This is a genomic window from Acinetobacter sp. AS5 (genome assembly GCF_048957595.1).
Taxonomy (GTDB): domain Bacteria; phylum Pseudomonadota; class Gammaproteobacteria; order Pseudomonadales; family Moraxellaceae; genus Acinetobacter.
Map to the genome: position 1 here is coordinate 1 of NZ_JARDAL010000033.1, position 23,104 is coordinate 23,104.

The following is a 23,104-nucleotide window of genomic DNA, read 5'->3' on the forward strand; positions in this document are numbered from 1 at the left end:
TTCTAGAGTTATTTGCATTTCTCTATTTTATCAAAATTCAACCTGCTTTTTTTTAGCATACTTTTTGATACACCACCAAAAATTGATCGCAGTTTTGTTTGCAAGATTGGTGAAAACAAGCAGGCAACCATTGTCAGTGCCATGGTGGCGATGGGTAAAGCCATGGGCATGACCGTGGTCGCTGAAGGCATCGAGACTGAAGAGCAGCTAGAATATCTACGTGATTTAGACTGTGATATTGCCCAAGGTTACTTATTTTCCAAACCGCTTCCTGAGCAGGATGCAACCGCTTATTTAGTGCGAGACAAGACACATCAGACTTATATATCTCAAGTCTAAGTCCATACCCCACCACAATAAGTTTGTTGGAAAAACGGCCGTCTTTGTCTGTCCGAACTGGCTAACAAATGGTATATTCAGGAACATAAATAAATTCTTTGCCCGCTGACCGGGTAATCTTTACAACGATCGAGAGACTGATGGACGAACAATCTTTAAAGCAACAGGCCCTTTACTATCACGAATTTCCTACCCCGGGAAAAATCAGCGTTACACCAAGCAAACAATTGGTCAACCAACGTGACTTGGCCCTTGCTTATTCGCCTGGCGTAGCTGCACCATGTCTTGAGATTGAACGCGATCCTTCAACTGCTGCATTGTATACGGCTCGTGGCAACCTGGTTGCTGTAGTGACCAACGGTACTGCCGTGCTTGGCTTGGGTAATATTGGTCCTTTGGCTTCTAAACCAGTGATGGAAGGTAAAGGCGTATTATTCAAAAAATTCGCTGGCGTTGATGTATTCGATATCGAAATTGCTGAAAATGATCCAGACAAAATTGTGGATATTGTCGCTGCATTAGAACCGACTTTTGGCGGGATTAACCTTGAAGATATCAAGGCGCCAGAGTGTTTCTATATCGAGCAAAAATTGCGTGAACGCATGAATATTCCAGTATTCCATGATGATCAGCACGGTACTTCGATTATTGTCGGTTCTGCGCTCCTCAACGCGTTACAAATCAACGGTAAAAAAATTGAAGACATCAAGATCGTGGCTTCAGGCGCGGGTGCTGCTGCACTGTCTTGTTTAAATCTGCTTTGCGCTCTGGGTGCTAAAAAAGAGAACATCATCGTTGCCGATTCACGTGGTCTGCTGACTACACATCGCGAAGGTCTGGATGAATCTAAGAAAGCCTATGTACAAGACATCGAAGCTACTCAGCTTGGTGACGTAATTGCAGGCGCAGACATGTTCCTCGGTCTGTCTGCTGCGGGCATTCTGACCAAAGAAATGGTCAAGGTCATGGCTGAAGATCCGATCATCTTTGCCTTGGCGAACCCGGATCCAGAAATTCTGCCTGAACATGCACATGAAGTCCGTGATGACGTGATCATGGCAACCGGCCGTTCTGACTATCCGAACCAGGTGAATAACGCACTGTGCTTCCCGTACATCTTCCGTGGTGCGCTGGACGTTGGTGCAACCACTATTAACGAAGAAATGAAAATTGCCTGTGTCCATGCAATTGCACGTATGGCACATGTTGAAGCTGATGCAGCAACTTATGGTGAAAAATCGGCATCATTTGGCCGTGAATACCTGATTCCGGGCCCGCTGGATCAACGCTTGATCCTAGAAATCGCACCTGCTGTTGCACAAGCAGCAATGGATTCTGGCGTGGCAACACGTCCAATCACGGATTTCTCGCATTATCGTCAACGTTTGTCTGAGTTTGTCTACAACTCTGCATTCATGATGAAACCAATCTTTGAACAGGCTAAATCTGATCCTAAACGTATTGCTTATGCAGAAGGTGAAGACCTGCGTGTACTTCGCGCAGTTCAAATCGCGGTAGATGACGGTTTGGCAATTCCGATTCTGGTGGGTCGCCCAGCTGTCATTGAAGCCAACATCAAAAAATTGGGTCTACGTCTTGAAGATGGCGTGAATATCACGATTGTTGATCAGGAAAAGAACCCCAACTATGAAATGTTTGCGGATGATTACTACAATATCATGCAGCGTAAGGGTGTAACACCTGAATATGCACAGCGTGAAGCACGTCGCCGCTCTACCCTGATCGCAGCGATGCTTGTGAAACATGGTATGGCAGACGGTATGCTGTGTGGTACATATTCAAGCTATGACATTCACCTGGACTTCGTCAGCAACATCATTGGCAAGAAAGATGGTCATAATACCTTCTTTACCCTGAATGCCTTGATGCTTGAAGACCGTAACCTGTTCATTGCCGATACCTATGTCAACACCAATCCAACGGCTGAGCAGCTAGCTGAAATGACGATTCTAGCTGCTGAAGAAGTTCGCCGTTTTGGTATGACGCCACGTATTGCCCTGCTTTCTCACTCAAGCTTCGGTTCAGACCAGCATGATGCCAGCGCGCAAAAAATGCGTAAGGTATATGACATCTTGTCTGAAATCGCGCCTGAGCTGGAAGTTGAAGGTGAAATGCACGGTGATGCTGCACTGGATGAGAACATTCGTCAGTTTGCATTCCCGAATTCACGTTTCAAAGGCTCTGCAAACTTGCTGATCATGCCGAATCTGGATGCTGCCAATATCTCGTTTAACCTGTTAAAGGCAACTTCAGGCAACAACGTAACGATTGGTCCAATTCTTCTAGGTGCTGCGAAACCTGTCCACATTTTGACGCCGACTGCGACCACGCGCCGTGTGATCAACATGACTGCACTGACTGTTGCAGAAATCCAGCAAGCGGAACAAGATGCACTTTAAGCCAATGACAAGATAACGACGCATCAGCCTCGTTTCTTAACTTGAGAAAACCTCTATTCTGTAGCATGATGCTTGTAAGAATAGAGGTTTTTTCATGCAAGTTTATTTAGTAGGCGGCGCAGTTCGAGATCATTTGCTCGGACACCCCTATCACGAAAAAGATTATGTGGTCGTTGGTGCAACCCCCGCGCAAATGCTTGACTTAGGCTATCAGCCCGTAGGCAAAGATTTCCCTGTTTTTCTACATCCCCAAACAAAAGAAGAATACGCACTGGCGCGTACCGAACGTAAATCTGGTACCGGTTATCATGGTTTTGAGTTTCATACCGATGTCAGCGTTACGCTGGAACAGGACCTGATTCGTCGCGATCTGACCATTAATGCCATGGCCATGGATGATGCCGGCCAGGTTTATGATCCCTATGGCGGTCAACAGGATCTGGAAAACCGGATTCTACGTCATGTTTCCGATGCCTTTATCGAAGATCCATTGCGCGTACTGCGAATAGCCCGTTTTGCTGCCCGTTATACCAGTGCAGGCTTTGTGATTGCCGATGAAACCTTGGCATTAATGCAACGCTTGACTGAAACCGGTGAATTAAATGCATTGACACCAGAACGCGTCTGGAAAGAGACTTCCCGTGCATTATCCGAACGTCATGCTGATGTGTATTTTGAAGTATTACGTCAATGTGGTGCTTTAAAGGTGCTATTCCCTGAGATTGATGCCTTATATGGCATTCCACAACGCCCAGAATATCATCCGGAAATTGACTGCGGCATTCACACGATGATGTCCTTGCAGCAGGCGTGTCGTCAAAATTATAGTCTGGATGTACGTTTTGCCGTTTTAGTGCATGACTTAGGAAAAGCTTTAACGCCGGTTGAAGAATTACCGCGACATATCATGCATGAAGAGCGTGGCATCAAGCCAGTGAATGAACTGTGTGACCGTTTAAAAGTGCCGACGTATACCAAGCAGCTGGCTTTGGCGGTGTGCAAAGAGCATCTGAAATGCCATCAGGCCTTCAATCTTAAGCCGGGAACCTTATGGCGATTATTGCAACGTCTGGATGTGTTACGTCGCCCTGAACGTGTCGAAGCTTTCGTCCAGGCGTGTGAATGTGATTCACGTGGCCGTCTAGGTCTGGAAGATCGTGCTTATCCACAAGCACAATATGTCCTCGATGCCATGCAAACCGTACGCGCCATCAAGGCACAAGACCTGCCTGCCGATATTCAGGGTCCGGATATTGGTGAAATGCTGATTGAACGACGGATTCAGGCACTCGGTGAACTCAAAGCACAACAAACCGTAGCGATTGAATAATAAAAAAGCACCCTCGGGTGCTTTTTTAATAGCTTAATTTCTCTTTATCACAAAAGGAATTAAGAAATATTGGATCAGTACCATCAGGAAATATCTGCCGGAAAAGTAATCACTTGCTCCAGTTTCATTTGATTGGTTGCAATCATCAACAAACGGTCAATTCCAAGGGCAATTCCAGAACATTCCGGCATATTCGGTAAAGCTGCCAATAGATATTTATCGATCGGCATGACATGCAAGCCCAGCTTGGCCCGTTCTGCATTATCCGCCTCAAAGCGCGAACGCAATACGTCGGCATCAATCAGCTCATCATAGGCATTGGCCAATTCTAAACCTTCGATATACAATTCAAAACGTGCGGCGACCAGTTCACCATCTTCATCGGTTCGGGTTTTGGCCAGTGATGCCATTTCAGGGGGGAAATCAGTCAGGAATACTGCAGTATCAAAACCCAGACTAGGTTCAACCATATGTGAAAATAACAGGTCGATATAACCGAGACGATCCTCGCCTAAATCCAGATTGAGTCCAACGCGGCGGCAGCAATCTTTCAGTTCCTGTAAAGTGGCTTGAAGTGGATTGAGATCCAGACGATCCATGAAAGCATGTTTATAGCTTAGAATGGTCGGACGGATTTCGCCAAAACGTGCTTTCAAAGTCACATTCAGCAAATCCGATACTTCAAACATCAGATCTTTTAAGCTAAATCCCGGGCGATACCATTCCAGCATGGTGAATTCGCTATTGTGCTTGCATCCATGCTCATCATTGCGGAAGACCTTACAGATTTGGTAAATGGGTCCACTACCACTGGCCAATAAGCGCTTCATAGCAAATTCGGGTGAGGTCTGCAAATAATGCGTATTCAGTTTACCCAGCACATGGCGCTGTGCCTGTACCGAGGCTAAATGCACATCGGTCACACCGGCTTGAGACAAAATCGGTGTTTCCACCTCTAATACATCCCGCTCAGCGAAAAATTGACGGATTTGACGATATAAGGTCGCCCGTGCACGCATGGCTTGAAGGTCACAAGTGGGTTGATACGTCATCGTCATGCCTTCGGCCCACCATGTGCTGCCCACTCACGACGCAGCGGATAGGTTTTACGTAAATGATCAAATGCCTGCTGATCGATTTTGCCTTCTTTGAGACAGGCACGTAGATTGGCATCATCACGAGCAATGTCATAAATTTGGGATAAATGCTGTTGCAATGCCATTTTTAAATCCTGCCCCTGAAAAAACTGCTCACAGATAGGCAGCTGGGATTCAAACTGTTTATTGGCTGCAAAACCGAAAGTTTGACAAAAAGCTTCGTAAATCATCTGGGTACCACGTGCCTTGCCTTCCAGGCTATAGCCGGCAATATGCGGAGTCACCAAAGTCACCAGATCCAGAAGTTCTGCTGAAATCAGCGGTTCGTGTTCAAAAACATCCAAAATTACGGGGCGTTGTGTCGCTTTAATATCTTGAATTAAGGCAGTTTCTTCAATCACTGGCCCACGCGCTGAGTTAATCAGGATCGCGTCAGGCTGCATTTTTGCCAACGCAGTAGCATTAAATAAATGATAGGTTGGATATATACCTGTTTTGGTTAAAGGGACATGAATTGAAATTGCCTCCGCCTGCTGCAATAATTCATGAAATTCAACTTGATCAACCTGCTCTCTTTGCACCAAAGGATCATAGCCAATCACGCGCCAGCCCAAGAGCTTCGCCATGTAGGCCAATCGGATTCCAACATTACCCAAACCGACAATACCCAAGGTAAATGTCGCATTGGCATCGAGTAATTCAGGACGTACCTGCAATAATGCGGTAATGACATATTCAGCCACTGCTTGCGCATTACAGCCGGCTGCATTACTCCACTGAATCCCATGTTGTTCTAATGCAGCAATATCCAAATGATCTGTACCAATGGTGGCACTGCCCACAAATTTGATCGAACTATTCTGTAGCAGTACTTCATTGACCTGAGTCACTGAACGTACCAGCAAGCTATCGGCATCTTTGACATCATCTGCGCTTAAGGTTCGCCCTGCACAATGTTGAATGTCACCAAATTCGGAAAAGAAATAATCGGTAAATGCCAGATTTTCATCTGCGACAATTTTCATAATGAGATCCATATGATGCTTGGGCGTATGATAGCGCGTTGACGCCTCTGACTCTATATTTGGCCGATACGTCCATTTTTCAAGATTTTATGAATTAAGTTCAGGACTGAAGAATTTAATATTCAAGATCTGCAGCCTCAAAAAGCAAAACCCCAATCTTTCGACTGGGGTTTTTAAAATTTGGCGGAAGCGGTGAGATTCGAACTCACGGAGGACTCACACCCTCGTCGGTTTTCAAGACCGGTGCATTAAACCGCTCTGCCACGCTTCCTTGGCCGCCATCATATAAATAAATTAGATTTTTGGCAATAAAATTTAGCGAAACTTCTATAAAAAGCGGCTTATTCAGCTAAAAATCATCCGAAATCAAAGCCAACCTGGGCATTTTCATTCAAAGATTTGAATCTTGAAATGATCTTGAGTTGTATTTAACTCAGTAGAGAATAATGAGAGAAATAACCACATTCAGCATCAAGCGGATCAACAACTGAAAAAATATTCAGACATAAAAAAACCCAGTCAAATTGACTGGGTTTTTAAAATTTGGCGGAAGCGGTGAGATTCGAACTCACGGAGGACTCACACCCTCGTCGGTTTTCAAGTTATTGGGACTTACACTTTACTGGGCTTTATTAACATTTAGTAAGCCATACATTCCTTTACAAAACAATGCCTTGAAGCTATATTTTGTTTTATGTAGCTTGTTTATGCTTTCCCTGTATCGCTTACAAATTGCTTACGAGTTACAGTGCAAAAAAGGCAAGCGACTACGCCAATAGCCCTTGCCTGTGGTTATATCCCTACTAGGAATCAACAAATGAATCATACTACATTTATCGCCAACTACAATGTCGGTGAGGAGTTCTATCATGCCTAAGTTGACTAAGAGCTTCATCGACAAATACCCTGCACCAATCAGCAAAGATAAATTTGAATGGGATACTGAATTAAAAGGTTTCGGTATTCGAGTTACCCCTAAAGGTCGTGTTAGCTTTATTGTGCAAAACCGTGTTAATGGTCGCTCGGAACGTATTACTATCGGGCAGTATGGTGTCTTTGCCCCTGACCAAGCACGTGACATTGCCCGCGAGCATTTACGCACAATGCGCATGGGTACAAGCCCAACAGCGCAGGCAAAAGCACATGCATTAATGTCTATTACGTTACGCGAAGTTTGCGACTCTTACATTAAAGACAGATCGCTTAAAGAAAGTTCACAAAGTGAAATTCGCAGACATGTGACCACAAGTTTTGAAGCATGGCAGGATACTCCTATTGCAGCAATTAACCGTGAGGATGTGAATAAACGCTACAACCAACTTAAAGAACATGGTTTACGTGGTAATGCCCCTGCACCTGCCCAAGCTAATCAAGCATTCAGCGTATTGCGAGCATTAATTAATTACGCAATGGACGAATATAGAAAGGAAGATGGCACACCATTAATTCAAGAGAACCCAGTTAATATTCTTAAAAAGAAAATGGTGAAATTAAAACCTCGTACCAGTCGTATTCCTGATTCTAAGGTAAATGATGTTTGGAAATACCTGTGGTCAACAAGGGAAACTGCTTTTAACCGTGAAACTCTAGCAAGCATTGATTTAATCATTTTCTTAATGCTTACAGGCGCACGATTAGGCGAAGCTCGTTCTTTAACTTGGGATAGGGTTAATTTGGAGGAAGCATGGTGGCATATACCCGACCCTAAAAACCACAATCCAGTCTATTTACCCTTATCAACTCAAGCGATAGAGCTGCTCAAAGCTAGACCTAGAACAGACGGCTCACCTTTTGTTTTTGCTTCATGGTCAAAGTCAGGACACATTATTGACCCTAGAGATTCATTGAAACGTATGAGTGAAGTTGCTGGAACACCAATTACAGCACATGACCTTAGACGGACGTTTACCACAATAGGAGTGGCGCATTGTGGTATTGATTTAAACAAGGTTGAATTGCTGACAAACCATGTGCCTAAAGGGGTTACAGCAATTCATTATTTAGAAACTACGCACTTGCAATATTTACGCCCCGAAGTTCAGCAAGTAGCTGATTGGATTGATAAAAGCAAATCATAAAAAATCATTTGTGTATTAACATAAAACATAATATAGTTGTTTTTAACTGCAAACACCTCGCTTAATATTCACGTAACATGGGTTACATTATTAAGCTTGTATCTATCATGGGATAGAGGCTTCAAGGTTAATTTAAACTTGAGCTATCTGTCCCTTTTTTATTGCATGTCAGATAGCTCATTACTAAAGGAACTTTTGACATGACTATTTCAGCAAACAATCATAAAGATTTACTGACGACTAAAGAAGCCGCTTCATTACTTGGCTTTAAAAAGAATACCCTTGAAATATGGCGTACTAAAGGTAAAGGACCACAATTTATTAAAGTGGGATCAGATACCCAGTCACGTGTCCGCTATTTACGTTCAACCTTAATGGCATGGCTTGAAGCACAAGCGCATTCAAGTACGTCTTCGTATTCAATTCAAACCTCCGACAAATAATTAATTTTCTGTTCTAAACCTTAAACGTATTGCGCTTATTGAAACCTGTGCTCAACACCTCTCCCGACCTAAGCCTATCGTAAACATACAATCAAAAAAAGACTGCCGAAGCAGTCTTTTTGATAGGAATAAACTGGCATGAGTAGCTTAAAACCTAACAACGATATTTTAACATACGCCCCTATACAAGGCAGCCAAGCCCCACAGCAAACCTCTATTATTAATAATTCAAATCTGTGGGCTAATATTCCCGACGAATTAAAAGAGCGTCCTCAATGGGTTGTAAGTGGAGCAAGTAAAGCCCCCCTTTATTTAAAAAATGAGAAAGTAATAGGAGCTAAGTCAACAGACCCTGCAACATGGATGAGTTTTAATGATGCTTGTAAATTAGCTTGTGATAATCGCGAACTTATTACCACACATGTAGATAAACATGGTATTGAAGTAAAGCAGCAGGGTTACAGTATTGGATATATGCTTAGCGCAGAAGATCCTTTTACATGTATTGACCTTGACGTTAAGGATGCAAGTAACTGCACAGACGCATCCCAATGGACTACACCAGACCAATATGAACGTTTCGATAGCATTATTAAGACTTTCAATAGCTATACTGAATATTCTCGAAGTGGTAAAGGCTTCCATATATGGGTTAAAGGAAATATTGGCGAAGGCCGACGACGTGAGGGTGTTGAAGTTTACAGTCAAGAACGTTTTATTGTTTGTACAGGTAATACTTTTAAAAGTGAACCTATCAACGAACGTTCTGAGTTATTGAATAATATGGTGACGCAATTATCATCATTAGAGCCATCAAGTAACATTGAGCTAGTAGAAAAAGAAAAAGTCGAAGAGGATAATGTAATTGTTGAAAAATTAATGCGACAATCCAATGCCGAAAAATTTAATAATTTATGTAGCGGAAAATGGCAAGAGTATGATTACCCAAGTCAAAGTGAAGCTGATTTGGCATTAATGTCTATGTTTTGTTTTTATAGTGAAAGTAACGAACAATGTAGAAGTTTATTCCGCATGTCTGAACTGGGCAAACGTGAAAAGGCTGTTAAGGATAATCGCTATTTGGATTACACATTGCGAACTATTAGATCAAGACAGAATAAAGAAAAGAAAGATACGGATGCTTTCATTCAACAATTCAATAAACCTAAATTATCATTTTTTCTGACAAGTGCGGATTTGAAAAAACTTTCTCCCCCAACTTGGTTAATCAAAAATGTTATCCCTGAAACTGGTTTTGGTATCATTTATGGCAAATCGGGCACATACAAATCTTTTCTTACTATTGATTTATTAGCTCACATAGCAAATGGAAGAGCATGGTTTGGAAATAATACTAAGCAGAAACCTGTAATCTATATTCCTTTAGAGGGTAAAAGTGGGATTAGCAAGCGAATTGAAGCTTGGAGAGTACATAATCATTCTAATGATCAAATATTAAGTATTTTTGAAAATATTAATTTTAAGGATAAAAATAATATTGAATATCTAATTGAAAAAATTAAAGATGCTAGATTAGATGGCGGTGTCATCTGTATTGATACTCTTGCCCAAGCAGGGGGCGACATGGATGAAAACAGCAGCAAAGATATGGGGAATATGATTAAAACTTTCCAATATATCCAACAAGAGCTTGGAGGCATTGTATTAGTTGTTCACCACACAGGTAAAGATGAAACTAAAGGGATGCGAGGACACTCCAGTTTATATGCTTCTTTAGACTTTGCTTTAGAATGCACCGCACATGGCAATTTATCAGCACAATTCAAAATAGCAAAATCTAAAGATAGTGAAAGTGATAAAGGGTATAAATTCAAAATGTCTGTTATTAATTTAGGCTACGATGAAGATGGAGAACTTATTACCTCCTTAGCAGTAAATCCTGAACCTATTATTGATATACCTACTTCTAAAACTAGGGTACAAAACATCGATAGAGTTCTTATGGCAATTAGCGAGAACCCCACATTTACTCAAATAGAATTATCACGACTTCTAGATATAGAAAAAGGAAATATGTCAAAACACATCAGCGACCTAAAGGAAATAGGATATATTAAAGATAAATTACTAACTTCATCCGGTAAAGAACATATAAAACGCCTAAATAAATAACCACAATTTATACGGCAAGTTGTATGAAAAAGTTGTATAAAACTTACAACTTTTTCATACAACATAATATACAACTTTCCACCTAAGTCATTAATATTACAAAAGTTGTAATACAACTTTTTTATACAACCAATTTAAAAGTTGTACCCTTGCCCCCCCTTTAAGGGGGCAAGGAAAAATACAACTCGCACTAACCACAACAACTCTTTAAACTCAAATTCTACTATTTATATAATTTCGTTCATTTGTATAACTATTTCTTAGCTCAATAGATTACATGCTTAAAGCAATAATTATTAATACTGTGGTTAAAAATACGAATACTTACTGCTAATTAAATTATTAACCCCTTTACCCCCTAAATACAGGTTTAAACATAGCGAAATTAGCACGACTTTCGGGGGTAAATAGCCTCTTTAAGCACTCGGTTGGTACAAGGGTACTGGCTACCCTAAAAACCCACTTAAAACGGCTGTTTTTCGCACTACAAAAATGCTTGTTTATACCCCCATATAATTTGCTATTTGCTGTAAATAATTTGTATCTATTTGATTTCGTCGCCATTTTAATTTGTTTTTCGTATGTTGTAAGCAATAAGTAATTATGCAACCAATATGCGAGTTCAAAATGTCTATATATCCTCTAATTACACCATCACTACATCCAGACAATATCAAGCATCTTCAAGGCTATGATGAAGAAACTGCTTCTTATGTTCACATTGCTGCACAAGCATTGAGTGAAGCCTACGAAGGTATCAATGATATTCATAAAGCACGTGAAGCAAGTAAGCGAAATCCAGTTTGGAATGAAGCAGCTCAATTAATCCAAACTGATGATTTTGCAAATAAGAAGCTTCTTAAAATTACTAAATCTATTGATTCTGCAAATGCAAATCTAAGTAAAAGCATTGCACATATTGAAAAGGAACTAACCACACCTTTGACAGCAGGTGCTAATGACCCTGTGGCTAATGAAATACGTTCGCATGTTAAAAATATGAATAACAGCAAGCGTCGCAAATTCATTGAAGAAGCACAGCAGAAAAAAGACTTGCAAACACTTCAAGCCCTTTTAGGTGCTCCATCATACCTCTCAGGCTTAACTGATATTGAAGTTCAACATTACACACGTCAGCTCCATGAAATTCAAAATCCTTCCTTAGCTAAGCGATTAAAAGTAATGAAGAATGCAGCAACGTTACTAGGTGAACGTGGTGGCTTGGTATTTAGAGAAGTAGAAAAAGCAGTGGGTAAACCATCACACGTTATTCAAAAACTTCGCAAAGCGAAAAACGAAGCAGAACAAGCATTCATTTTAAATGACAAACGTGTCGATCTTTGAAATTGATAATTAATAGTTTAGATCAAGGAATTGTAATGACCACAAATTCAAAGACTAAAACAGCAGGAAATCCCAATTGGCGCAAGGGGATGAACTCCCCTAACCCACAAGGTCGTCCAAAAGGGATTATTGATAAACGAATGAAAGTAAATCAATCCCTACTAGCTGATGCTGATGATATTGCCAAAGTAGTGATTCAATCTGCTCTTTCAGGCGATATGCAAGCGGCTAGCTTAGTCCTTTCCCGTATTGCACCAACTCTTAAAGCTCAGACTGAAACAGTCCAGTTTGAATTAGATGCCACAGCAAGTGTAACCGAACAAGCACAATCTGTTTTACAGGCTATTGCAGACGGCAATGTTGCGCCTGATGTGGGTAAACAAATTATTGAAGCGATTAATGCTTTAAATGGTATTCGTCAAATTGATGAATTAGAACAACGTATTAATGCTTTGGAGAAACACTAATGAACCTGCCAACCCGAGAAGAATATGAATTTTTACGTTTTAAATTTACACAGGATATTGCACATGGTTCACCAAGTGAACGTTTGGTTGCAATGCATAATCTAATGCACATCATGGCTTTATATGCTTCTAGCGATGAACTTGAAGAAGTGTTTATTAAGCCTTTATTTGCAAAGCTTGAAGAAAAGCTAAATAGCCCATTACACCCCTTTAGCGACTATGTACCCCCTACAGTACCCGTAACGGTTAAAACCATGCTACAGGGGCAACCGTGGGCACAATACCCTAACCCTAATTGTGGTCATACCGATAATGGCTAAGGTATTAAAAGACTTTCAAAAGCGTTTAGCTAAAGTCGAAACCCACAGAAAGAACAAAGCGACTACTATTAAATTAGTAGCCGCTTTTCCACCTATTTTATCTTATGATGAGTGGGAAGCTATTGCTGTACCACATCAACAACAATTAGTTGATGATACTAGGAATTAATATGTTTTAGTTTTCACTCTATTTAACTCCTCAAGAAAGGCAGTAACAACATCACCATTAATTGATAAAACTTTTGACTGTTTACCCATTAATTTAATTTCAAAACCTTTCTTATGGTTTTTTAAGAATTGCTCAGTTACATCCACTCCAATTGTTTCTGTTAGAACACAACCCAAAACTTTAGATTTACAATCAACATTTGTATCAATTCTAGTTACTTTGTGGACTTGTGAATCAGTATCTTTAGAAGATGAAATATTACCCCAATCTCCAATAAATGTTAGGTCTGTATAAATTTGTATGAAGTCAACTTTTTTCACACTTGGATCATAATAACCACGTATTAAATATTTATCGAAATACTCTGTTTTAATTTCAACTCTTTTTTCAAATTTGTCATATTGAGAAGAAACACCTATGGTCTTTTTCTCAATAGCTGCCCCTAATAAATCAAAATAGTCTTTTTTGCCAATAGGTTGACCATCAGTTCGTTTAATTTGATATTCAATATCTTTTAATGTTAATCCTGGGTCCAAATAAAACTTCTTACAGTCAGAAGTAATTACTTCGGTATTAAAAGATTTATCTAAATTATATGCAGTGCCATCTAAATCAATATTTCTAAATCTATAAGAGGATAAGTAACTCTGTAAATATCTTTCACTTGGTAATGTTCTAATTCCAGTGTTGAGGATTTTAAAACTATTTTCGTTCAAAGATTGATAATCTCTTATTGAACCTTGGCTGTAATCATTCTTCTTTGGAAAAGCATCAAAACTATTAGTAACATACTTCTTAAATTGATCTGTAATTTGATATTCCGTACCAGTTAGTTCTGAATAGCCACAATCGTTTCCTGCATATACTATGCTCGTTACTGTGGAAAATAAAAAAGTTAGCAAAAATTTTGACTTCATAAGTCCCCCTAGTTGAAATTTATTTCAAATTACTTTTAATCTTGTCTGCTAAATCTGCTTCAATTAAACCTTTTGACAAGCAAGTTAGCGTCACATCAAATGTTGTGCTTCCAACTTTATATTCACCTTGAATATTACTTTTAATACTTAAAGAATTGTCATCAATAATAATATTCTGTGCTACTGTGGTTTTTGTTCGCTTATCTTTAAGGTAATCAATACCCATTACCTTACCACAATCAGCATAACTTGGATCTATTCTATAGTCCTTAGAAGCTGTGGTTATCACACCTGCATCCAAGTCTGAACTTGTTATCTGGTATCCTTCTAAAGCCAAAGCACGTTTAGAAGCTTTAAATATTTCTTCTTTAGTTGCCTCTACTCCCACCGAAACACTCTTACTCTCACCTACTGGTGGTTTATAAGCCATTGATAAAGTCGAAATGGAAAAAGCTAAAATACTCACAATTATTTTTTTCATATCATTTTCTTTAGTCTAAGAAATATACACAGTAAATTACCACAGAGAAGAACTTCAATACACTGATTTAATGAAAGATATTTATTTTTTAATTTTGTTTTTTGCTTACTACAGGCTTACGTTGCATAAACCCCAAAAACAACAAAGCCCCGATTATCGGGGCTAAGTCATTGATATTTGGCGGAAGCGGTGAGATTCGAACTCACGGAGGACTCACACCCTCGTCGGTTTTCAAGACCGGTGCATTAAACCGCTCTGCCACGCTTCCATGGCCGACATGATATAAACAAAAATCATGCTTGGCAAATATTTTTATGCTTTCACTGCATCAACTGCACAAAATAAAATCAATTACATTAATCTGCTGAATTTTCTGGCTTTTCATAACGAATTGAGTTGATGAACCAAAGTTTCTTGCCGGAGGGGGTCAATACCTCGGCTTCATCATTGACCTGCTTGCCTAATAACGCGCGTGCCATCGGTGAACTGATCGAAATATGCTGCGGATGATGATCATAAATTTCATCTACACCGACAATACGTAAAGTTTTTTGTTCACCTTCTTCATTTTCAATGTCCACCCAGGCACCAAAATAGACCTTGCCCTCTTGCTCGGGGGAAAAATCGATGATTTTCAGTTCTTCGAGGCGCTTGCCGAGATACCTGACCCGTCGATCAATTTTACGCAAAATTTGCTTGTTATATTGGTAGTCTGCGTTTTCAGAACGGTCGCCGAGACTGGCTGCCCAGTTCACTTTTTTGGTAATTTCAGGACGCTCTTCATGCCAGAGATTCTTAAGTTCTGCCACCAATTTATCGTGTCCAGCACGGGTAATTAAGTTGGATTTCATACGTCTTGCTGATCATATTTTCAGTGTTTTAACTTACAAACAGCTTATTTTATTTACCATTTTAACACAATGGCAAAATTCCAAAAAAATTAACTTTATATTTCAGTATCTTAAAATTATTTTTAAAAATAATTTGTGTACAAAATTTGACAATCGTTTTTTAGATCATTAATATGCCAGCAACTTCCGGAAATGCTTACTTTTTAATCTATGTAGTTTTTCTACATAATTATCTTTAAATCTCTTGTCATTTTGAATGACGTCATGACTGCCCAACCCTTATTGAATTTATCAAACTGTTAAAATTTCTGGCTTTGTTGGCTGTGATTTTTAGGGCATAAATTACTTGTAGCGGAGACAACATGCACAGTAGTTCATCCACTGGGTCGAGGCTTTGCCTAAGATCTGTAATTTCTTCTCTCCCTTTGAAAGCACTTGTACTGAGCACTGCATTTATTCCCCTACACAGTATCAATGCAAGTAAGACCACACTTCAGTTTGATCATGTGGTCAATAGCAATAAGTTGACCGTGGTTGCGGTTGAAAATCCGACTACCGTATTCCAGGATGGACAACATCTACATGGCTTCGGTTATGATCTGGTTCGTAACTATGCCAACAATCTGAATGTAAAGCTCGATTTTAAAATCGTTCCTGATAATCAGACTGCCCTACAATGGGTTGCTCAGGGTAAAGCCAATCTGGCCATGACGACTACCGATATACGCACCATTGAAAACAAGCGTTTGACGTCATTCTCAGCCACTTGTGGCGATGAATCGATTCTGTCGAGTAATGGCTTGAATACCAATTTAAATCTGGTGTTTAAATCTGCTACAGATCCTTTGAGCCAGACGGCCAGTGCTTTTGTCTGCAAAGGCAAACAAAGTGGTGCCATCAAGCAGCTTGCTTCATTTTATAATCAGAATGTCGTGAAAGAGGAATCTTGGACCACCATTCAACGTGATTTGAACAACCGTCTGCCGATCTATGAAGCGAGTTTTAAACAGACAGCGCAGCAGTATGACCTGGATTGGCATTTACTGGCGGCCATTGGTTATCAGGAATCTTATCTGAAACCGAATTCAGTTTCTCCGACGGGTGTGCGTGGTTTGATGATGCTGACCAACAGTACAGCAAAAGCCATGGGCGTGAGTAACCGTACCGATCCTGCTCAAAGCATTCAGGGTGGTGCCAAGTATTATGATCAAATGCTTAGTCGCTATGATCATATTCCTTTTCCAGATCGGAACTGGTTTGCACTGGTAGCTTATAATATGGGCCCAGGTGCAGTGAATCAGTTGCAAAAGCGCATTCAGTCGCAAGGCAAGAACCCGAATAACTGGGTGAACTTATATGCCTATCTGGATCAGAATAAAGCCAATAATGGTCGCTACCGTCAAGCGGTACAATATGTGACCCGCATTCGTGCTTATTTGGAACATATCAAGACCACACCACAATTGGTGAATATCTAAGCTAAAACCTTAGCATTAATCAAAATGACATAAAAAAAGCTTACCTCAGGGTAAGCTTTTTTCGTCTTTATTCAGGCTAATGTCTTAGTAGAATTAAGCCGTGGTATTTTCAAGTACTTTCTTGAACAAATCTTTTTGTTCCTGACTTGGTTTTGCAGTCTGAAGTGCCATCAATTGTGACATATCACCCTGTACTTTGATTTTACCTGTCATAAATGCCTGCATCGCAGCAGCCATATCAAACTCTAGGAAAACTTTACGTAGAGTTTCGCCATCCATATTCAGCGTGGTTTTGGCATTTGAAGACAAACCTTTTTTGATTGCCCCACCATCTAAAGATAGTTCAGTATTACCTGTAGTGTCCGCTACAACCAAATTAATCGCAAGGTTCGCCAAAGCTGGTGGCAAATTCAAATCGCCAGCTTGCGCAGTTAGAGTTTCTACAGTTGAAAACCAATCATCAGTTAAAAAAGCAGGCATGATCTTTCCTCAAATTATTTGTTCATTTGTGTCGACTATCCAGACGACATCATGTTGAAGCTATTATGCTTGTGCTTTGTTATATCATGATCATTAGCGCAAAGGCTAACGAATTTTGTACGCGCCGTTCAATTTTTGTAGTTCTATTTTTATTTATGTTTATAAGCAGACATCAACCCGCAGGCTGATGTCTACACGTTCTAAAATTAGTCTGCAGCAAAGCCCAGATTGACCATATTGATCCGGCGGTTCTCGCCTTCCACAGCTTCTTCAGTTGAATCACCGCCTTTGAAGTCGAATTCACGCTGGCTGTCCAGCACTTCAAAATCAAATAATTCACGATCGACCAGCTGCGATGGCGAAACATTTTGCAATGCGCCAAAAATGCTGTGCAGACGTTTTGGATGTGCTTTATCCCAATCACGTAACATGTCATTGATAATTGCGCGCTGCAGGTTGTCCTGAGAGCCACATAAATTACATGGAATAATTGGAAATTGACGCATTTCTGCATATTTAATGATGTCTTTTTCTTCCACATAGGCCAGTGGACGAATCAGAATGTTCTTTTTGTCTGAAGACAACAGTTTTGGTGGCATGGCTTTCAAGCTGCCGCCATGGAACAGGTTCAGGAAGAAAGTCGCCAAGATATCATCACGATGATGGCCTAAGGCAACCTTGGTCGCACCAATTTCCTGCGCAAAACCGTATAAAGAACCACGACGCAAACGCGAACAGACTGCACAGTAGGTTTTACCTTCAGGCGTCAACTTTTTGGTGATGCTGTAGGTGTCTTTTTCCAAAATGTAATACGGAATGTTATTTTCTTCTAAATAACGAGGTAATACATCTTCCGGGAAGCCTGGCTGTTTCTGGTCCAGATTCACAGCCACTACATCGAAATTGATCGGTGCGATGCGCTTGAACTGTAGCAGGATATCCAACAGGGTATAACTGTCTTTACCACCAGAAATACACACCATGACCTTATCGCCTTCTTCAATCATCTTGAAGTCACGAATGGCATGTCCGACCTGTCGGCGAAGCTTCTTCAACAAACGGTAGTAGGCTGAGCTTGTTGGCAGTTCAGGTTTGAAATTAAATCCTTGTTCGGACTCAACTGGCGAGTACATAGACGAGATTAACCCATAAAAAAAATACCGCGCAATTTTAGCCGATTCGGACCGCTATCGCATCAAAAGAATTTATTTTCATGAAAATGTCTTATTAGTTTCATTTTCATGTTTTATTTAGATTGATATATTGAACGATTGCGTTCATTTTTTAGTCAAGATGCTTATCTTTTGGACTTTTCCACAGTTGTCCACAAAAGCTGTGGATAACTTTGTGGATTGAAACAGACTTGACAACTTGTCCGGCTCAAAAGATAAGGCTTTTCTTTAAATTGATCATTTTTTGATCAATTTAATTATTTATAAAAATCAAACACTTAAACCTGTCAAGCATAAGGTTTTAAATTAAATCATATTTTTTTTTCTACTGCTAAAATGTAAAAAATGACTTGCATTTACAAACTCGTTTATAAATGCATCGCACAAGTCTTTTCATTCCGTAATTTTTTGTTAAACTCTTTATTAAATTTATCTCGCTTGTGTTTACTTAATATAAACAATGAAAATAAATGTGCATGTTTTGGGGCGTTATGGGATCAGTGGTTTGCTATTGGCAAGTTGTTGTCACTTTGCTTATGCCGGTCAAACGATCTATCAGTTACGCGACAGTAATGGTAGTACTTTACTGACCAATAAGAAAAGTCGCTATAATCACCTGCAGGTCGAAAAGAAAACTTATTATCCAGACAGCAATATTCACAGTTATAGCAACTGGGGCTCGAGTGAAGCTTCCGTGTTGCCTAGCTATAGTAAAAATAAAAATGCCTATGACTCGATTATTCGTCAGGCAGCACAAACCTATGGTGTATCTGAAGGCTTGATTAAAGCTGTGATGCATACCGAATCCGGTTTCAATGTACAGGCACGTTCTCCAGTCGGTGCACAAGGCTTAATGCAACTCATGCCGGCGACTGCCCGTCGTTTTAATGTCAGCAACGCTTATGACCCGCAGCAGAATATTATGGCAGGCGCCAAATATCTGGCCTGGTTATTGAAACGCTTTAATGGCAATACCACCTTGGCACTGGCAGGCTATAATGCCGGTGAAGGTAATGTTGCCAAATATAAGGGCGTGCCACCGTTTCGTGAAACTCAGGACTATGTCCGTCGTGTCAGCAGCCGTTATCAGAACTTATATGCTCAGGGAATTGGCAATACTAGTTCTACCTATACAGCATCTTCTGGTACTGGCCGTGTGATTGCCAGTTCTGACAATTATTCGATTGAAACCACCACAGCTTCCAATATTCAGGCTGCCAAGTATCAGCGTCAGATCATTGCTCAAGCGGATGGCAGTTTCACCGATGCACCGGCAGGCTCTTATGCCACCGCCAATGCGTCAGCATCTGCAAAAATATATTTAAGTGAATAATTCCTAAACAGCTTTGTTTTTAAAGACCTATGTTTTTATTTGTACAAAAAATATCCTGTGTTTTTTGTAGCCAAATGCTATTTTTTCCTTGAATTCTTCTCGATTTCACCGCATATTGATTTCAATGATTTACATTTAATAATCAGATTATTTTTCTGTAATAAGAGGATTTCTCAATGATGCGGATTGGTTTGTTCTTGCTAACCAACCTCGCGGTACTGGTTGTAGCTGGCATTATCTTGTCACTCTTCGGTGTCGGTAGTTACCATGGCGCAGGTGGCTTGAATCTAGGCAACCTGTTGGTCATCTGTTTTGTGTTCGGTATGGTCGGCTCAATGATTTCCCTGTTCATGTCTAAATGGATGGCGAAAAAGACCACGGGTACTGAACTGATTGACCCGAATGCACCTCGTAACCAAGCTGAAGCCTGGTTGCTCCAAGAAGTTGCACAACTTTCTCAGCGTGCAGGCATTAAAATGCCGGAAGTGGGTATTTTCCCCTCTTACCAGTCGAATGCCTTTGCCACCGGCTGGAACAAAAATGATGCTCTCGTTGCGGTATCAACTGGCTTGCTTGAGCGTATGAACAAAGACGAACTTCGTGCAGTATTAGCGCATGAGATTGGTCATGTCGCCAATGGTGACATGGTCACTCTGGCACTAATCCAAGGTGTTGTGAACGCCTTCGTGATGTTCTTCGCACGTGTCGCAGGTGATTTTATTGACCGCAATGTCTTTGGTCGTGAAGAAGGTGAAGCCCCGGGTATTGCCTATTTCGTGATTACTATTGTGCTGGATATCGTGTTCGGTATCTTGGCATCGTCGATTGTGATGTGGTTCTCTCGTCACCGTGAATACCGTGCTGATGAAGCAGGTGCACGTCTGGCAGGTAAACAAGCCATGATTTCAGCATTACTGCGCTTACAGGCAGAATCTGAAATGCCAGATGCCATGCCGAAAGAAATGAAAGCATTTGCGATTTCTGCGGGTAAAGAAGAAGGCTTTAGCCTTGCTGCATTGTTCCAGACGCATCCAAGCATCGAACAACGTGTCGCTGCATTGCAACAACTTGATTGTGCTTAAGTAAAACTTTATTTTTGATTCAAAAAAAGCCTGCAATTGCAGGCTTTTTTTATTGGATTCAATTATTCTTTAGCTGACCTATCATTGGCTGAACCATTGATACAGCGCCATAGCACCCCACCCGATCGCGAAGACAAATACAATCAGGAATAAAGTACCTAAAATATCGGGGATGTGAATCCAGATCCAGGCCACCACGGGATTGCGCCAGAATGCAGATTGCTGTTGTTTGCGTTCCAGACTTTCATGCAAAAATGGGTGTACCACATGCCGGTCGCTGCTAATCTGATATTCCTCGCGAATATGCCGATGCACGACATCGAGCGCCTTGCGACTGGGCCGAATAAAAATATCAAAGACCGTGCCCGCCACCGGAATAAATCCTACTACCGCATCGATCGCCGCCATCTTCATCACTGGATTGAGTTTGGCACTCGGAACCCCGATCTGTTTGGCCTTATGAATGGCATAACAGGTCAATACAAAACCGGCAATATCTCCCGCAACCGGAATCGTACTCAAAGCAGCATCTGCCCCCACTCCTTGCTTGGTAAACGGAATACGTACTACGGAATCCATTATATTGGCAAACTTGGCCAGATCACGTTCCAGACGTATCACCTCTTGTTGGCTTAGTTTTGGTTTTTGTCCAGACTCAGGCATAGGTTATTCCAGAAATAATGCTGATTTTCATGAGCATAAAGTATTTTTTATACGCTGATGTATCAATCTGTGAATTAAAACAATAATTTGGAAGCCACAAATAAATACAGAATCACACCAGTAGCATCGCAGATGGAAGTCACCAACGGCGCCGAAGCACTGGCAGGATCAAGTTTGAGTTTATTTAAAATAAAAGGCAGACTCATGCCGATCAGGCAGCCCATCAACACAATCCCGAGCATGCTGATGGCCAGCACCACAGCTACCATAATATCTCCCCGAATATAACCCAGAATGGATACCGCAATCGCCATGGTGCCGCCTAAGCACAGCGCCACCAGAGATTCGCGACTGAGCAAATTAAACCAGTCCTTAAATTCGACATCGCCTGTGGCCAAGGCACGCACCATCAAGGTGGCGGATTGCGAACCGGCATTTCCGCCACTCCCCACCAAAAGTGGTAAGAAAAATACCAACACGATATGCGCGGCAATGATCTCTTCAAAGTGTGCAATGCCAATTCCAGAGAGCAGACTGCCAAAAACCAGAATGACCAGCCAGAAGACCCGCTTCTGATACAAGGTCAAAATCGGGGCAGTTTTAAGGCTCAATTCAGTCAACGGCGTCACTGCACCCGACTTTAAAATATCTTCAGTAGTTTCGGCTTCGACAATGTCCATTGCATCGTCATAGGTGACAATTCCTAAGAGTTTTTGCTGTGCATCAACTACAGGCAGAGCAATAAAATCATAATAGGCCAAGGCTCGAGCTACAATTTCCTGATCATCTGTTACTTGGGCAGAAATGACGTCACGTTGCATCACCTCGGCAATGCTCAGCTCAGGTAAGGCCTGAATGATCTGCCTTAGGGAAATCACACCGATCAGCCGTTTTTCTGCATCGACAATATAAATCAGATACAGGGTTTCCTGCCCGGCGGCCACCACACGTAAAGCCTGTATCGCTTCATCCATGGTTAAATCAGGTGATAGCGTCACAAAACTTGAGCTCATCATGGCCCCAGCCGTGCCTTCCGGATAGATGGCCAGATCTTTGAGTGTCTGCTGGGATTCTTCAGATAATGCGCTCATCAATTGCAGCTGTAGCGGCGGCGAAAACTGCTTATAAATATCGACAAAATCATCAGAAGGCATTGCATCCAGAATGGGAACAAGTTCTGAAATAGATAAGTGCTGTGCCACGTTTAACTGCTGCCCTAGGGGCATAAAAGCATAGACCAAGCTTGGTTCATTCAGTTCCCTTAAAATTCGGGCCTGTTGCCGAGCATCTAAACGACTTAAAATGCGCGCCTGATCGGCGACATTCAGCTGACTGAGTAAACCTACAGCGATGTCGTGATTTTCAGAATGTAATTGTTGTTGGATATGCTGGATTTTTTCTGAAATTGTCGGCATAAGCAGCTCATCATAAAAGTCTGGCATTCAAGAGATGTTTGTCCTGATCCCTATGTATCCTAATTTT

At 41.0% G+C, this 23,104-nt stretch carries 21 protein-coding genes, 2 tRNA genes and 1 pseudogene; 13 read left to right on the forward strand and 11 right to left on the reverse strand.

Annotation, left to right across the window (positions count from 1 at the left end; genetic code table 11):
- Positions 1-78 precede the first annotated feature (78 nt).
- The 3 genes and pseudogenes from PV763_RS11260 to PV763_RS11270 all read left to right on the forward strand — a co-directional run.
- Positions 79-339, forward strand: a pseudogene (locus PV763_RS11260) (EAL domain-containing protein); the annotation flags it as partial.
- A 140-nt stretch (positions 340-479) separates the two neighbouring features.
- On the forward strand, positions 480-2,759 hold the full coding sequence (locus tag PV763_RS11265; RefSeq protein ID WP_004280528.1) for an NADP-dependent malic enzyme: 2,280 nt from the start codon (positions 480-482) through the stop codon (positions 2,757-2,759).
- 94 nt (positions 2,760-2,853) lie between these two features.
- Positions 2,854-4,089 carry a multifunctional CCA addition/repair protein gene (locus tag PV763_RS11270; RefSeq protein WP_420937853.1) on the forward strand — a complete coding sequence of 412 codons (1,236 nt, stop codon included), beginning with the start codon at positions 2,854-2,856 and terminating at the stop codon, positions 4,087-4,089.
- Between the two features lie 83 nt (positions 4,090-4,172).
- On the opposite strand, the gene epmA is transcribed toward PV763_RS11270, so the two are convergent.
- From epmA to PV763_RS11285, 3 genes are all read right to left on the reverse strand, one after another.
- Complete coding sequence (epmA, locus tag PV763_RS11275) at positions 4,173-5,147, reverse strand: EF-P lysine aminoacylase EpmA (protein ID WP_420937854.1); 975 nt, start codon at positions 5,145-5,147, stop codon at positions 4,173-4,175.
- Complete coding sequence (locus PV763_RS11280; RefSeq protein WP_420937855.1) at positions 5,144-6,211, reverse strand: 4-phosphoerythronate dehydrogenase; 1,068 nt, start codon at positions 6,209-6,211, stop codon at positions 5,144-5,146. Before PV763_RS11280 ends, epmA begins: the two co-directional genes overlap by 4 nt.
- A 181-nt stretch (positions 6,212-6,392) precedes the next feature.
- Positions 6,393-6,482 (reverse strand) — tRNA-Ser (locus PV763_RS11285).
- A 598-nt stretch (positions 6,483-7,080) separates the two neighbouring features.
- Here PV763_RS11285 and PV763_RS11290 point away from each other — a divergent pair.
- The 7 genes from PV763_RS11290 (at position 7,081) to PV763_RS11320 (ending at position 13,165) form a co-directional block, all read left to right on the forward strand.
- Positions 7,081-8,289 carry a tyrosine-type recombinase/integrase gene (locus tag PV763_RS11290; protein WP_420937856.1) on the forward strand — a complete coding sequence of 403 codons (1,209 nt, stop codon included), beginning with the start codon at positions 7,081-7,083 and terminating at the stop codon, positions 8,287-8,289.
- Between the two features lie 200 nt (positions 8,290-8,489).
- Positions 8,490-8,732, forward strand: a complete 243-nt coding sequence (locus tag PV763_RS11295) for a helix-turn-helix transcriptional regulator (RefSeq protein WP_178319577.1) — start codon at positions 8,490-8,492, stop codon at positions 8,730-8,732.
- A 138-nt stretch (positions 8,733-8,870) separates the two neighbouring features.
- A complete protein-coding gene (locus PV763_RS11300) occupies positions 8,871-10,865 on the forward strand; it encodes an AAA family ATPase (protein WP_420937857.1) in 1,995 nt (664 codons plus the stop codon).
- Positions 10,866-11,492: 627 nt separating this feature from the next.
- Entirely contained in the window at positions 11,493-12,209 is a 717-nt protein-coding gene (locus PV763_RS11305) for a hypothetical protein (RefSeq protein WP_420937858.1), read from the forward strand.
- An 89-nt stretch (positions 12,210-12,298) separates the two neighbouring features.
- Entirely contained in the window at positions 12,299-12,676 is a 378-nt protein-coding gene (locus PV763_RS11310) for a DUF5681 domain-containing protein (protein WP_420937859.1), read from the forward strand.
- A complete protein-coding gene (locus PV763_RS11315; protein WP_086264178.1) occupies positions 12,676-12,996 on the forward strand; it encodes a hypothetical protein in 321 nt (106 codons plus the stop codon). Before PV763_RS11310 ends, PV763_RS11315 begins: the two co-directional genes overlap by 1 nt.
- Positions 12,989-13,165 carry a hypothetical protein gene (locus tag PV763_RS11320; protein WP_004987258.1) on the forward strand — a complete coding sequence of 59 codons (177 nt, stop codon included), beginning with the start codon at positions 12,989-12,991 and terminating at the stop codon, positions 13,163-13,165. The genes PV763_RS11315 and PV763_RS11320 overlap by 8 nt, the downstream gene beginning before the upstream one ends.
- Here the strand turns inward: PV763_RS11320 and PV763_RS11325 are convergent.
- The 4 genes from PV763_RS11325 to greB form a co-directional block, all read right to left on the reverse strand.
- The gene (locus PV763_RS11325) at positions 13,162-14,082 is read right to left on the reverse strand and encodes a hypothetical protein (RefSeq protein ID WP_255031916.1); all 921 of its coding nucleotides are present in this window, start codon (positions 14,080-14,082) and stop codon (positions 13,162-13,164) included. The genes PV763_RS11320 and PV763_RS11325 overlap by 4 nt on opposite strands.
- Before the next feature lie 19 nt (positions 14,083-14,101).
- Positions 14,102-14,563 carry a hypothetical protein gene (locus PV763_RS11330; RefSeq protein WP_151813681.1) on the reverse strand — a complete coding sequence of 154 codons (462 nt, stop codon included), beginning with the start codon at positions 14,561-14,563 and terminating at the stop codon, positions 14,102-14,104.
- Positions 14,564-14,741: 178 nt separating this feature from the next.
- Positions 14,742-14,831: transfer RNA gene (locus PV763_RS11335), tRNA-Ser, on the reverse strand.
- A gap of 88 nt (positions 14,832-14,919) precedes the next feature.
- Positions 14,920-15,414 (reverse strand): transcription elongation factor GreB, encoded by a 495-nt coding sequence (greB, locus tag PV763_RS11340; RefSeq protein ID WP_224215616.1) that lies wholly within the window; start codon positions 15,412-15,414, stop codon positions 14,920-14,922.
- Between the two features lie 362 nt (positions 15,415-15,776).
- Between greB and PV763_RS11345 the strand changes: the two genes are divergently transcribed.
- Positions 15,777-16,892, forward strand: coding sequence for a transglycosylase SLT domain-containing protein (locus PV763_RS11345; RefSeq protein ID WP_004280534.1), 1,116 nt, complete (start codon positions 15,777-15,779; stop codon positions 16,890-16,892).
- A gap of 93 nt (positions 16,893-16,985) precedes the next feature.
- Here PV763_RS11345 and PV763_RS11350 read toward each other — a convergent pair whose 3' ends face one another.
- Positions 16,986-17,372, reverse strand: coding sequence for an SCP2 sterol-binding domain-containing protein (locus PV763_RS11350; RefSeq protein WP_004280536.1), 387 nt, complete (start codon positions 17,370-17,372; stop codon positions 16,986-16,988).
- A 206-nt stretch (positions 17,373-17,578) separates the two neighbouring features.
- On the reverse strand, positions 17,579-18,505 hold the full coding sequence (gene ttcA, locus PV763_RS11355) for a tRNA 2-thiocytidine(32) synthetase TtcA (RefSeq protein ID WP_004280538.1): 927 nt from the start codon (positions 18,503-18,505) through the stop codon (positions 17,579-17,581).
- A 499-nt stretch (positions 18,506-19,004) separates the two neighbouring features.
- Here ttcA and PV763_RS11360 point away from each other — a divergent pair, with 499 nt between their 5' ends.
- On the forward strand, positions 19,005-19,877 hold the full coding sequence (locus tag PV763_RS11360; protein WP_180037120.1) for a lytic transglycosylase domain-containing protein: 873 nt from the start codon (positions 19,005-19,007) through the stop codon (positions 19,875-19,877).
- Positions 19,878-20,053: 176 nt separating this feature from the next.
- Positions 20,054-20,959 carry a protease HtpX gene (gene htpX, locus PV763_RS11365; RefSeq protein ID WP_004280540.1) on the forward strand — a complete coding sequence of 302 codons (906 nt, stop codon included), beginning with the start codon at positions 20,054-20,056 and terminating at the stop codon, positions 20,957-20,959.
- Positions 20,960-21,040: 81 nt separating this feature from the next.
- Here htpX and PV763_RS11370 read toward each other — a convergent pair whose 3' ends face one another.
- Positions 21,041-21,622, reverse strand: coding sequence for a DUF4112 domain-containing protein (locus tag PV763_RS11370; RefSeq protein WP_129716737.1), 582 nt, complete (start codon positions 21,620-21,622; stop codon positions 21,041-21,043).
- A 74-nt stretch (positions 21,623-21,696) separates the two neighbouring features.
- Complete coding sequence (mgtE, locus tag PV763_RS11375; RefSeq protein ID WP_129716739.1) at positions 21,697-23,037, reverse strand: magnesium transporter; 1,341 nt, start codon at positions 23,035-23,037, stop codon at positions 21,697-21,699.
- Between the last annotated feature and the right edge of the window lie 67 nt (positions 23,038-23,104).